Origin of the sequence: Sphingomonas faeni, from assembly GCF_003053745.1 — a bacterium.
GTDB classification, from domain to species: domain Bacteria; phylum Pseudomonadota; class Alphaproteobacteria; order Sphingomonadales; family Sphingomonadaceae; genus Sphingomonas; species Sphingomonas faeni.
Genome location: NZ_QAYE01000017.1, coordinates 1 through 13,238 on the forward strand (window position 1 = coordinate 1; position 13,238 = coordinate 13,238).

At 58.7% G+C, this 13,238-nt stretch carries 13 protein-coding genes; 5 read left to right on the plus strand and 8 right to left on the minus strand.

All coding sequences use genetic code 11. From position 1 onward, the window contains the following. The first annotated feature begins 71 nt into the window (after window positions 1–71). Window positions 72–581, plus strand: a complete 510-nt coding sequence (locus tag C8J25_RS19175) for a Ros/MucR family transcriptional regulator (RefSeq protein WP_107955973.1) — start codon at window positions 72–74, stop codon at window positions 579–581. Between the two features lie 288 nt (window positions 582–869). Here C8J25_RS19175 and C8J25_RS19180 read toward each other — a convergent pair whose 3' ends face one another. From C8J25_RS19180 to C8J25_RS19195, 8 genes are all read right to left on the minus strand, one after another. After that, window positions 870–2,738 (minus strand): putative bifunctional diguanylate cyclase/phosphodiesterase, encoded by a 1,869-nt coding sequence (locus tag C8J25_RS19180; RefSeq protein ID WP_167397776.1) that lies wholly within the window; start codon window positions 2,736–2,738, stop codon window positions 870–872. A gap of 284 nt (window positions 2,739–3,022) precedes the next feature. Beyond that, on the minus strand, window positions 3,023–3,202 hold the full coding sequence (locus C8J25_RS20470; protein ID WP_146173414.1) for a hypothetical protein: 180 nt from the start codon (window positions 3,200–3,202) through the stop codon (window positions 3,023–3,025). A 111-nt stretch (window positions 3,203–3,313) separates the two neighbouring features. After that, complete coding sequence (locus C8J25_RS19190; protein WP_107955955.1) at window positions 3,314–3,748, minus strand: GFA family protein; 435 nt, start codon at window positions 3,746–3,748, stop codon at window positions 3,314–3,316. Window positions 3,749–3,767: 19 nt separating this feature from the next. Further along, window positions 3,768–4,070, minus strand: coding sequence for a hypothetical protein (locus C8J25_RS20475; RefSeq protein WP_146173415.1), 303 nt, complete (start codon window positions 4,068–4,070; stop codon window positions 3,768–3,770). A 705-nt stretch (window positions 4,071–4,775) separates the two neighbouring features. Next, window positions 4,776–5,042: a hypothetical protein gene (locus C8J25_RS20480; RefSeq protein ID WP_146173416.1), complete on the minus strand. Its 267-nt coding sequence runs from the start codon at window positions 5,040–5,042 to the stop codon at window positions 4,776–4,778. Between the two features lie 555 nt (window positions 5,043–5,597). Beyond that, complete coding sequence (locus C8J25_RS20485; RefSeq protein WP_146173417.1) at window positions 5,598–6,314, minus strand: hypothetical protein; 717 nt, start codon at window positions 6,312–6,314, stop codon at window positions 5,598–5,600. A gap of 216 nt (window positions 6,315–6,530) precedes the next feature. Further along, window positions 6,531–7,022 carry a hypothetical protein gene (locus C8J25_RS20490; protein ID WP_146173418.1) on the minus strand — a complete coding sequence of 164 codons (492 nt, stop codon included), beginning with the start codon at window positions 7,020–7,022 and terminating at the stop codon, window positions 6,531–6,533. 198 nt (window positions 7,023–7,220) lie between these two features. Then, window positions 7,221–8,633 (minus strand): hypothetical protein, encoded by a 1,413-nt coding sequence (locus C8J25_RS19195; RefSeq protein ID WP_107955956.1) that lies wholly within the window; start codon window positions 8,631–8,633, stop codon window positions 7,221–7,223. Window positions 8,634–9,176: 543 nt separating this feature from the next. Here C8J25_RS19195 and C8J25_RS19205 point away from each other — a divergent pair. The 4 genes from C8J25_RS19205 to C8J25_RS19220 all read left to right on the plus strand — a co-directional run bounded on the left by C8J25_RS19205 (window position 9,177) and on the right by C8J25_RS19220 (window position 13,177). Further along, a complete protein-coding gene (locus tag C8J25_RS19205; protein ID WP_244187232.1) occupies window positions 9,177–11,453 on the plus strand; it encodes a S8 family serine peptidase in 2,277 nt (758 codons plus the stop codon). A gap of 142 nt (window positions 11,454–11,595) precedes the next feature. Continuing rightward, on the plus strand, window positions 11,596–12,228 hold the full coding sequence (locus tag C8J25_RS19210) for a hypothetical protein (RefSeq protein ID WP_146173419.1): 633 nt from the start codon (window positions 11,596–11,598) through the stop codon (window positions 12,226–12,228). Window positions 12,229–12,353: 125 nt separating this feature from the next. Continuing rightward, the gene (locus tag C8J25_RS19215) at window positions 12,354–12,695 is read left to right on the plus strand and encodes a hypothetical protein (protein WP_107955959.1); all 342 of its coding nucleotides are present in this window, start codon (window positions 12,354–12,356) and stop codon (window positions 12,693–12,695) included. After that, window positions 12,692–13,177, plus strand: coding sequence for a hypothetical protein (locus C8J25_RS19220; RefSeq protein WP_107955960.1), 486 nt, complete (start codon window positions 12,692–12,694; stop codon window positions 13,175–13,177). The genes C8J25_RS19215 and C8J25_RS19220 overlap by 4 nt, the downstream gene beginning before the upstream one ends. Window positions 13,178–13,238 lie beyond the last annotated feature (61 nt).

The window sequence follows — 13,238 nt, forward strand, 5'->3', positions numbered from 1 at the left end:
GCGATGGGACGAACTCATGCCCTGGAACTGGTCCGCGCAAACCGCAGAGCGAGTGGCGCAAGCCGCGTAATCTGCGGCCTGCCGGCCACGCTTACTATCAGCCCAACGCTGTCGAACTTGCTACCGAGTTGACGATTGCCTGGCTCAGTAATCCCAATACTCGTACGTCGGCCGATGATGTGCCAGCATTCCTGTCGCAGATGCACGCCAGCGTTCAGTCGCTCGTGGGCGGTTCCCAGACACCGGAAGCGCCCGCCGAAGAGCCAAAGGAATATACCGGCGCAGTTACGGCCCGGAAGTCTCTTGCCAGCCCCGATCACATCATCAGCATGATCGATGGCAAGCCGTACAAGACCCTGCGTCGTCATCTCGCAACTAACGGCATGACGCCGGCCGAATATCGCGAGCGCTATGGCCTGAAGGCTGATTACCCCATGGTCGCTCCTACCTATTCGGAAGCGCGCCGCACCATGGCGAAGAGCATTGGGTTGGGTCGCAAGCCCGGTCAGACCAACGCTGCCAAGGCAGAGGCTGCAAAGCCGGCACCACGCAAGCGCAAGGCTGACGACGCGGCTGAATGATCTCTTAGCTGGCTTTCGGAAACGGAAGCCAGCTCCACCGTCCTCCTATTTTTTCTGCTCTTCCTTTGGCACGCCGTTATAGGGCGCCGCCTTACTAGCGCTCGGTTTCGCGTCGAAGCTGTTCGCTCGCTTGTGCTCGTTGCAAGCGCTGAGGGCTAGCAGCAAGCTCAATGTCAAAACGCGCATCTGGTATTCCAATTTCATGGATCACTGCGCTTACCTCGATCGTCCAGCGGCGCAGCATCAATTCGGCATAGCGGCTGATGACCTAAGCCGCACGCTAAACGCTTATCGAGCATCATTTTTGAGCCAATCTGGCCTGCGCTCTCCAGTCTGCAGCAGGTTAGTTGTGTCAGCCATGTTCATGGGTTTTCCAAACAAATAGCCTTGGACCTCCTGACACCCCAGCCGCTGCAGCGTCTCGAAGACCGACTGGCTCTCCACGCCCTCAGCAACCACGCTCAAACGCAGGCTATTGGCAAGCCGGATCATAGCCATGACCATACGGTAGGCGCTCTCGTCGGTATCAACATTGTGAACAAACGAATGATCGATTTTGAGCTTGTCGAACGGGAGCATGTTGAGATGTTGAAGAGAAGAGTAACCGGTTCCAAAGTCGTCAAGCGCGAGCAGCATACCCTGATTTTTTAGCGACTCGATGATACGTTGAGCAGCAATCGGGTCTGAGATCAACGCATTCTCGGTAATCTCAAGACTAATCCGTCGCGATGGAAATCCACGCTTTGTCAGCACCGCGAGAATCTTTTCCGACAACCAAGGATCACGGAACTGAACTGGTGAAACGTTGATTGCGATTGTCAAATCAGACGGCCAGTTTGCGGCGTCGATGCATACCTGCTCTAGAAGTTTTAGCATGAGTTCGCCGATCAGGCCGCATTCCTCGATGATCGGAATGAACTGTCCGGGACCGACGGGTTTGCCGTCGGCGCGCTCCCACCGTGCCAACATTTCGAAACCGACGATACGCCCTGACGCTAGGTTCACTATCGGCTGATAATAAGGTTGGAACGCATTTGTACACAAATCAGCGCGCATCTCGCTTTCGAGGACCGCGCGTGCAGCTAGAGATTGTCCCATGCTCGGTTCGAAGATACTATACCGAGAACGCCCCTGCGATTTCGCCTCGTACATCGCAATATCAGCGTACTGCATCAGGCTATCTCGACTATCCGCATCGGACGGGAATTCTGAAATTCCGATGCTGGCGCTAATATGGTGCAGGAATCCATCGATGGGGAACGGCGTTGCCATACCTTGTATGAGACGATCTGCTAGACTGCGTGCAACCTGGTCACTCGAAGGGCTCAGTGTCACAGCAAATTCATCGCCGCCCAACCGGTAGGCGCTGCCAGACCGACCAACGATTGTCTTTAATCGACGTGCGACGCTTTGCAGAAGCTTGTCCCCGACGCCGTGGCCATGCGCGTCATTTACACCTTTGAAGCGATCAAGATCGAGCAGCAAAAGGTTCATCCGTGATGCGCGCTCATGGCGCACCGTCAACATATCCAATTGCTCTGTCAGCGCACGGCGGTTTTGTAACCCCGTTAATGGGTCTTGGTAGGCGAGTTCCTGCGCGGTACGTTCCGCAGCACGTGCGCGGTCTTGTTCAAACCGCATATCGGACCGCGCCTGCAGACCATGTTTGAACCCGGCATGGCTGGTCGACAAAGTCCGTAGGATTAAAAGTGTGACTATCAGGAAGTTGATGCCGATACTGGCCAACGACCAGCTTGGGGAAGCCAGTAGCTGAATGGTTACAGGCATGATCCCGAATAGGATTACAAAATATCCGGCGAGCGGCAGCGCTTGTAAGCAGAAGCAACAGCTAATCGCTCCAACAAATATGTAGAGCGATATCGACACACTGCGTATTGGTTCATTTTCTGAAAAGAGAAAAGCTCCCCAGCTCCCAAAGATAATACTGAAAACTGCTGCTGTTATTATCGTACCACGAAGGTACAACTGAACATCCTTGGGAGCTGCGATTATCGACCGTCGGCGTACCCATATCGCAGCGCGGGCAACGATTGCGGCAGACAATGCTATTGGGATGCCAAAGCTCATGCCGAACGGGACATCCCGAAAGGTGTCTATCCCCAAAAAAAGCACATTGATGAACATCAGGGCGTACATCAATGGTATTTGGCAGCGCAGAGTAGTGTATTGCTCCACCAGAAGCTCACTGGACTGCCGCGTGGTACTCGGGAGTAAGCTATACAACCAATCGCGCATGGTACTCAATTCCTCGCGTCGGCTTTTAATAGAGATATGTTGATATTTTCTTATGATAGAGGGTAGCCCTTTCATCTCTGTGCAAACGATCATACGGCATCAGGGTATACTCAAGAGGCGCCGGCAAGGGGCGGTCAGGCGCATGGCCATTGGCTGCCTCGACTACCATTCAGTTCGTAAATAGCTCAGGTTTCGGGCTTAGCTTTTGGCGACCCGGCTTCGCCCGGTCGATCGTTATGTTTTATGCGATCAGCCAGTATCTGTATTGGAACGGTCAAATGGGCGCCGATGAGATAATTTTTCTGGGTATCGGCTATGTCGAGCGCAGCTTTGAGATGCGCGAGAACTTTCTTCGCGTTTTCCATTGGGATCTCCCGATAGGCGAAGACTTTTCAAGTGCCCTCGGTTGCCGTCACGCCTGGAGAGGGGCGGCAATATCTGAGTGTAACATGGATTAAGGATTATCCCGCTATCAATTAGTAGCTGGGAGTTGCGATCTCCTTGGGAGTGCCCCGTATCCCCGATGGGCGAGGACCTGGCCACTCATCACGGGGCGCATCGGACACTACGCTCATGCCTTTGCCATCGGTAGCCCGCACCGGCAGGGATCCAACGTCAAAGCCGTCCAAACAGAAGACATTTACCCCGAAGTGATCAGGTGCGGCCCGCTTGCGATGAAAAACGTATATGCCGCATTGGCGGCAGAAATGATGCTTGGCCATCCGACTATTCCACTCATAGGTCGCAAGCAACTCGTGCCCCTCCTGAAGCGAAAGAGCAGCCTCCGGCACCTTCACCATCAGGGCGTTACGTTTGATGCAAAGAGAGCAGTCGCAAGTCGTCAGTTCGACCGGCTCGTAGTTCACCGTGAAAAGAACGCCACCGCAATGACAGGAACCGGAGTGGATCATTGGTAGATGCTAGCCAAAATTAAACGGCATCACCAACGATGAATGAGTGTCCGCAATCGGTCGGCGTAAGAGCGGCCGCAAGCGGCTGGATGTGGGCGTTCTTGCCCGAGCCGGCATTCTCGCGAGGGATGCTTTCGGGAATATCCGGCTCGGAGGGGAAAGCGGCAATCGCATTCGGTGACGTGATGATAACCGAAATACTGGAGATTTCAGTGGAATAATCTTTGGCCAAAATGGGTGTCGGGCAACATAACAGAGTTTCATTCCGCTGCACTCGGCGATCTGCCCAGCCTTCTATCAAGATCATGTGCGCGGCGACCACAATCGATTATGTAATCATTATACTGTCTGGTTTCATTGCTTAATATAACAAGCTTATTATTCAACAAGATAAACCATGCAGATGGCTTGGCGTCTGGCTTTTTTACATCAAATACCACGTTTCCCGTGACGCAGTTTATTTCGCGGTTCAGATATCCATATTGAATTTTCGATTTTGCGGTAGTGTCAAAACGAGTGGACACTAATCTATTTATGTTTAGACCAAATTTCACGTCTTCAGGATTTAGATTTGTAGCCTGCCTAGAGCAGCTCGAAACGCATATTGCCAAAGGCGCTAGCATTGCACACCGGATTACACTGGCCTGCCTTTTTAACGCTAGTGTCGACCCATACCACGCAACCAGATAATCAAGGGGAGACAGCATAGCTACTACCTTTCTTATCAGACCTGACCACGACATCGCATAGGCCAAAACAACTCAAGATTTACTTTCTAGCCTTTATGCAGTGACGGCATATGGACGTTTCCGCCATTCCCAAAAGGGAACGGCCAGCGCGACGGCGCAGGCGTTCTCGGAGTCGATCGAGTTTCGAGAATGTCTGGGTTGAAGAGGAAAGCGGACAGGCGACTTACGGGGCAGCTAATGCCGATAGCCGACATAGCGCAAGACGAGTTTGAACACGGTTGGTACGCATCAATAGGGACGTTCGCCAGCTCTATAATGATACCTAGGCAGTCCCTACCTCACTTCAAACTTCTGAGTTCTACCTTGAAAGGCCCTTCAATACCTGACACCCCCTTTTTTATAAGGTAGGTCGAATTGCCGGCTCTACAAAAACGGTAAAGAAACCTACGCCCTTCGAGATTTAATTGTATAAAGTCCTTACCATAAACATAGCTTCCGCGTTCCATGTCAAAATCATTGAACCTAGCAAATTTTCCCTCTTCGGAAAACGTTTCTCTTACCGGATTAGTACTGATCCAACCAGAAGTTTGAACAATCTCGGTCATAGTCAAGATATTCTTAAGAGTGGCGCGGTCATAACATGCCGACCTAACTATCGGCGGATTTGACTCGGAACTTTGGCTTGAGCACCCAGCTACTACTAGACACCCATGAATAGATATCAAAATACCTGCCAGGTTTATCGAGCAAGTCGGTTTGCGCCACATATGTCACTCAATAATAGCAATCTCTTTTAAACCACTTAATTTGATAGTTACCCCAACTACTGCATGCGTTGGGCGGCCATTAAGGACCGATCCGCAACGACGGCGTTCCACGCAAGCCCTTGGCCATCAAGGCATGGAAGGGGTCTCGACCCGTAATTGAGCGATGTTGAACGAAGACCGCATTCGAGCAAGCGCTCATGGTTCAAAGCGGCAATAGTTAGGCGTTCCCGCCGCCCCAACACAGTCTCCGGCGCATCAGATTTTGCGCATCACAATCAGGCCACGTTTTAGCTGCTCGCGGGATGATTCAAAACTTGTGATTTTTGCATCATAGATGATCGTCTTCAGGGCCGCAGAACGTTAAAGTCTGTGGCAATAAGTGGATCATATCGGTCACTGATATCTCCAAAAATCTATCGTTCTAAGTTGGGAATTTCTGCGTAAGCTATCATTTTTAGGGAAGTCAGCGTACATTTCGTCAACCTTCGGTTTGACGAACGGCGGTAATAATTTTTTATTTAAGTCGGGCGATGATCCGCCTGTATCGTAAGTTGCAGTGACATCTTTGATCTGTATACTATGCCCACTTAATGTGAACCGCTGCCCAACAGTAGCAGTTACCGCCGTGTTTGGATCATTGATTTCATTAAAATATATAAATGCGGGACAAACGGAGCTTAAGTTCCGCGCATTACTAGATGATTGACAAATGGGAACTTTCCGCCCTCTAAGTCGGTCAACTGCGTAATGAAAGAAAGCACTTGGTGAAGTAGGCGCTATCTTTTCTCTTCCAAGCTGCTCATCTTCGTTACGAATAAATAGGTTCAAAATCGCCGGGATAGTCGAAAACTCGCTAGGCTCACTACCCTCAAATGTACGGAATAACCCGTATACTCTCTGGCTATCCGTGATGCGTATCACCAAAGCTGAACCTTTTATCGTAATCGAAGCGCCTTGTGGAAAGGTATCTTCAACATCCATTAACCAATAGGCTGTTGATGTCTGAATTCTACCATCTATTTCGGTATCTACATCTATACGGAGATTAACTGGCGGGGCTGTTGATCCGCAGCTAGCGCTCAGAATGGCTAGGGCCGCAATCATTGTCATTCGAAACAATAGCTGTTCCCTAAGATGCTATCAGGAATAATGCTTTTAGTCGGCGATCAACGCGTCCATGAGCACACTGTTCTGACCTGATATATGATGCGCTGATCAGCTACATCCTTGATGCAAAACCTTGATTTTTGCATCACGAATGTCCGGGATGGGAGGATACCGGTCCGTCTGCTTTATAGCGGAGAAGATGCGAAACTGCCGTTTCTGTCAGCCCAAACTATCGGGCGACTGGCCTTCGAGATCGGGCCGGCGGGTTGAATCCCCCCTATGGCGCTCCCAAACTTGCACGATAGCGATCCATTCCGCAATCATCGTGTTTCCGGCGCAATTGAAGCCATCATCTCGAAGGTGAAATGGCGGATCATCGTGTGCTTCACGAATGGTCTCACCAGTCTTGCTATTAAATGGATAGCCTAGGACAGATTCAACAACGTTTTGTAGCAAAATGGCTTGTGTGCCGATGGCAACGTCGAACGTGCGACGGCACTGTTGGCAGCATACCCGAACCAACATGTTTGTGGGGGCAAAGGTCGCTTTATCTGGATGATATTTACAGTACCTCGGGATACCGTTTAGCCACCAAGTCGGCGGCTCGGGGATACGATCCGTGATGTCCATGAGGGGGTAATGCATCTCCAAACCTTTAGGCGAGGGATAGCCCCACGGGAACGACCAGGTTTGGGCGTTCTTGCCGATCACGTCCTTCTCGAAAAGGAACGCCAGATGAGCAAGCGTGGTCGATATGCGCGGAATTGCCGCCCGCTGACGCGCGTATTCTCGAAATCTGTTCCCAATTCAATTTTCTCGAAATACCTGGTTGGCCACGGGAAAATGGGAAAACCCCAGCAGGCTTGTACGGTCGGATTCGGGAGCCCGCATCGCAATGACGAACTAGATTTATGGCGCTCTTAAGAAGCGCTTGCCAACCGCCACATCAAGCTCTTCGAACACGCGGCGCCGCATTACCCACGACGGTCCATCCGCCACCGGCCCGGACCTACTTGTCTTAGCCAGAAACGATGAAACGACATCGATGAACTGATCATCATGCCCGACATATTCCGGCATTTCGCCTGCGCCAGCAGCACGAGCACGCGATTTCCGAACGGAATAATGGTCGGCGTCCTGAAGGACCGCGCTACGAAGCGCGTCCGCCAAGGCACGAGAACGCCCCTTCCAGCTCGGCCGCAGGGTCTGGTCATGAAAGTCCGGCACCGATACTTGCGGCTGGGCATCAGCCTCCCGGGCGCGCGCTATGGCACCACGCAGCAACGTCTCAAGCTGCTGCTCCATCTGCGCCAACCGCATCGCCGCCAATCCGACGATCTGAAGCGGCAGCAGGTCGGCATACCAGAACTGGCTCATCTGCTTGTTGCCGAAGGCGCCGTCCGTCTTGTCCTGCCGAACCTGTTCGAGAAACGGGTTGGCGGTTTGAATGCTGCGAACGCGAGCTTCCCGGACCACGGTATCGAGCGCAAACGGCCCATCGGTCGCGTGAAGATGGTTGGCCTGGTCTGCCGCTTTCGCGCGGATATCCTGAACCGCCGAAAGACGGCTTTTCGGCCTGGTTTGTGCGCCGCCCCCATCCCCACTGGTGCGATAGGCGTCGACGAACTGACGCAGCGCGCGATCGATCGGCCGAAACACCGAGACCAGCGTCGATGCCCGCATCCGCACGGCGGCGCCGTTGACCAGCCAGCCCATGGGATTCGTCATCGTTCGCCGAGCGCGCGCAGCGGTCGCCTGGCAGTCGAACGCCGCCCAGATCAGCGCCATGCGGGTCAGAATGCGGATTGCGCGATCATCGTCGAGCATGGGTAACATTCGGTGTTCCGCGATCATCGCCAACGCAAGCGCATGCTGACCGCGTACGACCGCGGCAAAGAATTCGGGATCCGTACGCCGGACAGCCCATAGTTCATCGACTAACCCCGTCAGGGCATCGAGCGGCGTGTCCCTGCCCGCCCAACCGCGTACGCAGGTGTCGATCAGCGTCTCGTTGCCATCGCGCGCCATCAGCCATCGGCACAAGGTTTCGAGCTCCTCGCGGGTGACAGGCAGACGATCGGCGGGCAGCGCTAGGTAACGGGCCGTCAGCACCGCCATTTGCAGGTCGTCCCATCCCTTCGGCCCGAACAGCAGCGTCCGCATCTGTTCGGGCGTTAGGTCGTTGCCCCAAATGCTGTCCTGCAGCCGGCTGACCGTCTGGTCAATATCGAACCCGGTCTTTGAGAGCGCGACCAAGACCTCACGCGTTAGGCGCACGAAATTGACCGATAGTAACCGGACGAGGTTCTTTTCCGCCGCCATGCTCAACCCGCCTTCCCCGCTTCGCATCACATGAAGCACAATCTTGCTTACGATTTTATGCCGTACTGCGAAGGTCGGATGACCGCGCCTTCGTGAACCGCGCGACTCCGAGCGCCTTCCCTGATCGTACCCCCGGCCTTTCGGGCGACGCGAGGACTCGTCCGATCGCATCACGCGCGGGTGTTGCCGCGCCTGGACGAGCAGACCGGCCAATACCCAATCGCACGAAGTTATCGCCTGCCGGACGATGAGCGCTTGAGATTGTTAACCCGCTCGGCGTACAGCCGTAGCGTTCGCCAGCAGGCGGACCGAGGCGTGGAAACCTTGTCGGAAAGTAGTCGTATGCCCGGCCCGAACCAGTTTCGGCCGGGGAGCGGGCGTGTATGTCCAGGGCTCTTCGGGGCCTAAAGACGCTCGCGCCTGTCTTTCCGCAGGTTTCCAATCCCCGGCTCACGGGCCGGCACCGCCTCGTAACTTTTTGGGGCGGTGCCGCCGGCTGGGTTAGCCGACCGGTACCGACACGAACGGGGGTTCGGTGTGGGTATGTGCGACAATGGCCGTAGCAAACGGCTCACCATCATCAAGACGATCGCGGTCGTAACGGCACCGATGTTGCTGGCCGCCTGCGGCGGCGGCGGCGGTGTCAATTCGTCCGGCAGCAACGGGCCGCCACCTGGAACGCCGACGCCAACGCCTGCCCCAACACCGACACCCTCCCCCGCGCCCACTCCGACGCCAACGCCAACCGCCGCAGACAGCGCCGAGTACAGGGCCTCGGCAAGCGTCGCGGCCATGAAGGCCGCCTATGCCTATGACCGGGGCGTCACCGGCAAGGGCGTTACGATTGCGGTCATCGATACCGGCATCGATACGAGCGGCACCGAGTTCGCGGGGCGCATCTCCGCGGACAGCACCAGCTTCGACCAGAAGATCGCCCGCTGCGCGACCTGCGCCAGCGAGACCGTCCGCTACGACCTGAAGGACGTCCAGGGCCACGGTACGCAGACGGCTGCGATCGCGCTTGCCGCGCGCGATGGTCGCGGCATGCAGGGTGTCGCACCGGATGCAACGCTGCTCGCGCTCAAAATCTCTGGGCCAAACCTGTCGAACGTCAGCTCGACCTCGGGGCCGGTGCCCGAGAGCGAAGGGCCGAACCCGGCACTAATCGCGCAGGCCATCACCCATGCGGTGACCAAGGGGGCCTTCGTCATCTCGATGAGCCTGAACGGCACGTCCGCGGGTCAATTCGCCGTCGATCAGCGCACGGCGATGGATCTCGTGCGCACGCAGAACCGGTTGTTCGTCGAGTCCGTCTCCAACTTCGTCGACGAGAACAGCTTCACCGGGCAGATCTCGCAGAACCTCGTCGGTACGGATCTGGCGAACAAGGACTGGTTCCTGTTCGGTATCCGCGTCGACAAGTCGCTGCAGGCCCCGTCCGGCAACGGACTGCCTGGGCCGCTGGCGGACCGGATGCTCGCCGTCGTTGCGGTCGATGTCCAGACGGTCGGCAAGGATGGTGAAGCGGTCACCATCACCGGCAACAGCTTCGCAGCGCCCGCGATCGCCGGGGCGGCCGCACTCCTGAAGCAATATTGGCCGCAACTGGGCGGCAGGGAAATCAGCCGCATCCTGCTCGACACCGCCACCGACCTCGGTGCGGCCGGGGTCGACGACAAGTTCGGGGCCGGCCTGCTCAACGTCGAAAAGGCGATGCAGGCGCAGGCTCCCGCCGCGTCGTTCACCGCCGCGCAGGCCGTGCTGGCGCGCTATGCGTCGCTGACGCTGTCGGCGCCGTTCGGCGGGGCGGCAGGTGCCACGGCGCTGAACGACAAGGTCGGCAGCATGACGGTGCTCGACCGCTATGGGCGCGACTTCCGCATGACGGCTGCGTCCGGCATCCGCGCACAGGGCTCCGGGCTGCTGGCGGGTGCGATGCTGACGCCGATCGATCCGCCCTGGATGACGGCAAGCGCCAACGACACGCGCTTCGGCTTCGCCTCGCCCGTGACGACGACCGGGTATCTGCAGGGCGCGCGCTCGAACCGGCCGGCGGTTGCATCCTTCTCGCCGGCGCGTGGGCAGACCGTCACGTTCGGGGCGAACGTTGCGATTGGTCAGAGCAGCAGTCTCGCCGGATCGCCGCTGCGCGGGATCGGCGCGACGCCGGTTGGGATGTCGTCCGCCTGGACCGGCGCCGGCTGGTCCGCGTCGTTTGCCTCCGGCACGTCGCGCGATCGTCGCACGGCGCAGCGCACGTTTGCACTGGCGACACCGCTAGGGCTCGGAGTGGAACTGGCCGACCTCAGCGAGCGCGGCCGCATCCTCGGCATGAACGCCGGCCCCGCGTTCGGGCTGACCAGTGCCGCGACGACGATGGCGACGCTGACGATGCAGCGGACGCTGGCCGGCGTCGCATGGTCGGCGCGCGCGAGCGCCGCCACGACGCGGGTACGCGGCGGATCCGACCTGATGCGCTTCGCCCAGCCGGTGCTCGGCACCGCCTTCGCGTTCGAAGGCGCCCGCGGCCTGCTGGGCGGTATCGCGACACTCGGCCTGTCCTCGCCGCTGCGGGTCGAGCGCGCGCGGGCGACGATGCTGGTGCCGGTCGCCTATGAACTGATGACGGGCACGCTGACGACCCGGACCGCCTCGGTCGATCTGGCACCATCGGCACGCGAGCTGGATATCGAACTCGGCTGGTCAGCCGCGCTGTCGCCGACCTCGTCGCTGTGCCTGGGCGTCGCCCGCGCGTTCGGCGCGGGACACGTCGCCGGTGCCACCGATACCGCCGGGTTCATGACGCTGGTGCTCAGGTGAGCTGTCACCGCGCCGCCCGGGCACCGCCCGCCGGCTGACGCCTGCGCGGAGCACGGCCAAGCCGATCACGACCAGGACCTGCGACGCCGGGACGGCTTCCCGGCGAACGATGTCGCGCGTCAGCAACAAAGGACAATGCAAGATGATCAGGACGATGGCGATTCCCACGATAATGCTGCTCGCGGCATGCGGCTCTGCGACCGTGGCGAGCGAGGATGCGCAGGCGAAGACGGCGGCGGCCACGACAAAGCCGCTCGACATCGCCGGCCTCCGCCCCGGCATGAAGACCGCCGACGCGCTGGCGCTCGTCAAGCAGGGCGGCTGGGCGGTTCGCGCCAATCCCGGCGACAGCTGGGCGGAGACGGTCGAGCAGGCGGTCGCGCAACGCCTGCAGAAGCTGCCCCCCAGCTCGAAACGAACCGGCGTCTACAGCTACAGCGCCACCAAGGGCGAAGAGACCCTCTCGTTCAACATCGACCCGACGCCGGATGGCGGCCGGGTCGGGCTGGTTCAGTACCGCGCGCCGCAAGCGGGCCGTACCTACGCCCAGATCCGCACCGAGGTGATCGGGCGCTACGGTCCGTCGATCTATGGCCCGCGTCAGGCCGTGTTGATCGCGCCCCGCGGCAAGGACGGTGAAACCCTGTCGCTCGAGGTGGACAGCACGGGCATGCATCTGACGTTGATGCCCGCCGCTGCCGCGGCCAGCGAGGCGCGCGCGGTGATCGACCGGGCGGTGACCGCCAGGGTTGGCAGCGTCGGCAAGTCGTTCTGAGGCGGACGGCAGATGGCCTACCTCTTCGGTATGATCCTGGGCGATGTGCTCGGCCGGATCGGGGTGTTCCGCGCGGCCGGTGCCGCGCTGCTGCTGGGCGGGTCGGGTTCCTCGCCTACCGCCTGGTGGCGGCAAACCTTGATCCCGCGCTGGCGTACGGCGCTGCGGCAGCGGCACCGCTCGGCATGTTCGCTTGGGCGATCTGGCATCCGGCGGCGTCGCGGTTGCGGCTGTGGATCGTCGACGGCGTGTACCTCTCTGCGCGGCTCTCGATGTGGTGGGCGGGTCTCGCCTTCCTCATCGGCCTCGCGGCAGCCGGCTTCCGTATCGACAGGTGGCTGAGCACGGAGTGGCCGCAGGCGGCGACCGCCGCGCTGTTCTGGCTGGTGCAGCGCGCGCTTGGCGCGCAGGTCGCCCGTTCGCACCGGATCATGGGTGACCGCAGCGTCATCGCGGTGGACGCATGAGCGGTCGGTTGGCGCGGCGGGTCATCGCGGCATGCCTGGCGGTGCCAGCGGTCGTCGCTACTGCGGACGCCGCACGTCGGCCGGAGGCGGAGCGCATTACCAGTGCCGGCGCGAACGCGGCACGTCGGCCGGTGGCGCTGCAGGCGACCACGATGACCGACTGGCGCGCTGCCGGCCTTGACGGGACCGGCTGCTACTGGTCGCCGAGTCAAGGCGGTCCGATCCACTTCGTCGCCGCCGGTGCCAAGGCGATGACGCGGATCAACGGTCGCGTCGTTATCCTCAAACCGCGCCGAGGCGCACGGGACCTGTTCCCGTTCACCTACGATGCCTGGCAGTCCGGCGACCTGACGATCCGGGTCGTCGATAGCGCCCGCATCAAGGCGATGGGCTACGAGACCGTCACCACCGACGCGCTGCTAATCGTCAGCCGCGCGGGCACGACGAGCCGCCTGCACGGGTCGCTCATCTGCGGGTCGTGAGCGCGTAGCGGACAGCTCGAAAACAGGGGGACGGCCGCTTCGCGACCATGAAAGAGAAAAG

Bases quoted from the DNA above. Each gene is read 5' to 3' on its own strand.
- C8J25_RS19210 (WP_146173419.1), top strand. From the start codon at position 11,596: ATGATCAGGACGATGGCGATTCCCACGATAATGCTGCTCGCGGCATGC.
- C8J25_RS19180 (WP_167397776.1), bottom strand. From the start codon at position 2,738: ATGTACGCCCTGATGTTCATCAATGTGCTTTTTTTGGGGATAGACACC.
- C8J25_RS20470 (WP_146173414.1), bottom strand. From the start codon at position 3,202: ATGGAAAACGCGAAGAAAGTTCTCGCGCATCTCAAAGCTGCGCTCGAC.
- C8J25_RS19195 (WP_107955956.1), bottom strand. From the start codon at position 8,633: ATGGCGGCGGAAAAGAACCTCGTCCGGTTACTATCGGTCAATTTCGTG.
- C8J25_RS19205 (WP_244187232.1), top strand. From the start codon at position 9,177: ATGTGCGACAATGGCCGTAGCAAACGGCTCACCATCATCAAGACGATC.
- C8J25_RS19190 (WP_107955955.1), bottom strand. From the start codon at position 3,748: ATGATCCACTCCGGTTCCTGTCATTGCGGTGGCGTTCTTTTCACGGTG.
- C8J25_RS19220 (WP_107955960.1), top strand. From the start codon at position 12,692: ATGAGCGGTCGGTTGGCGCGGCGGGTCATCGCGGCATGCCTGGCGGTG.
- C8J25_RS20485 (WP_146173417.1), bottom strand. From the start codon at position 6,314: ATGACAATGATTGCGGCCCTAGCCATTCTGAGCGCTAGCTGCGGATCA.
- C8J25_RS20480 (WP_146173416.1), bottom strand. From the start codon at position 5,042: ATGACCGAGATTGTTCAAACTTCTGGTTGGATCAGTACTAATCCGGTA.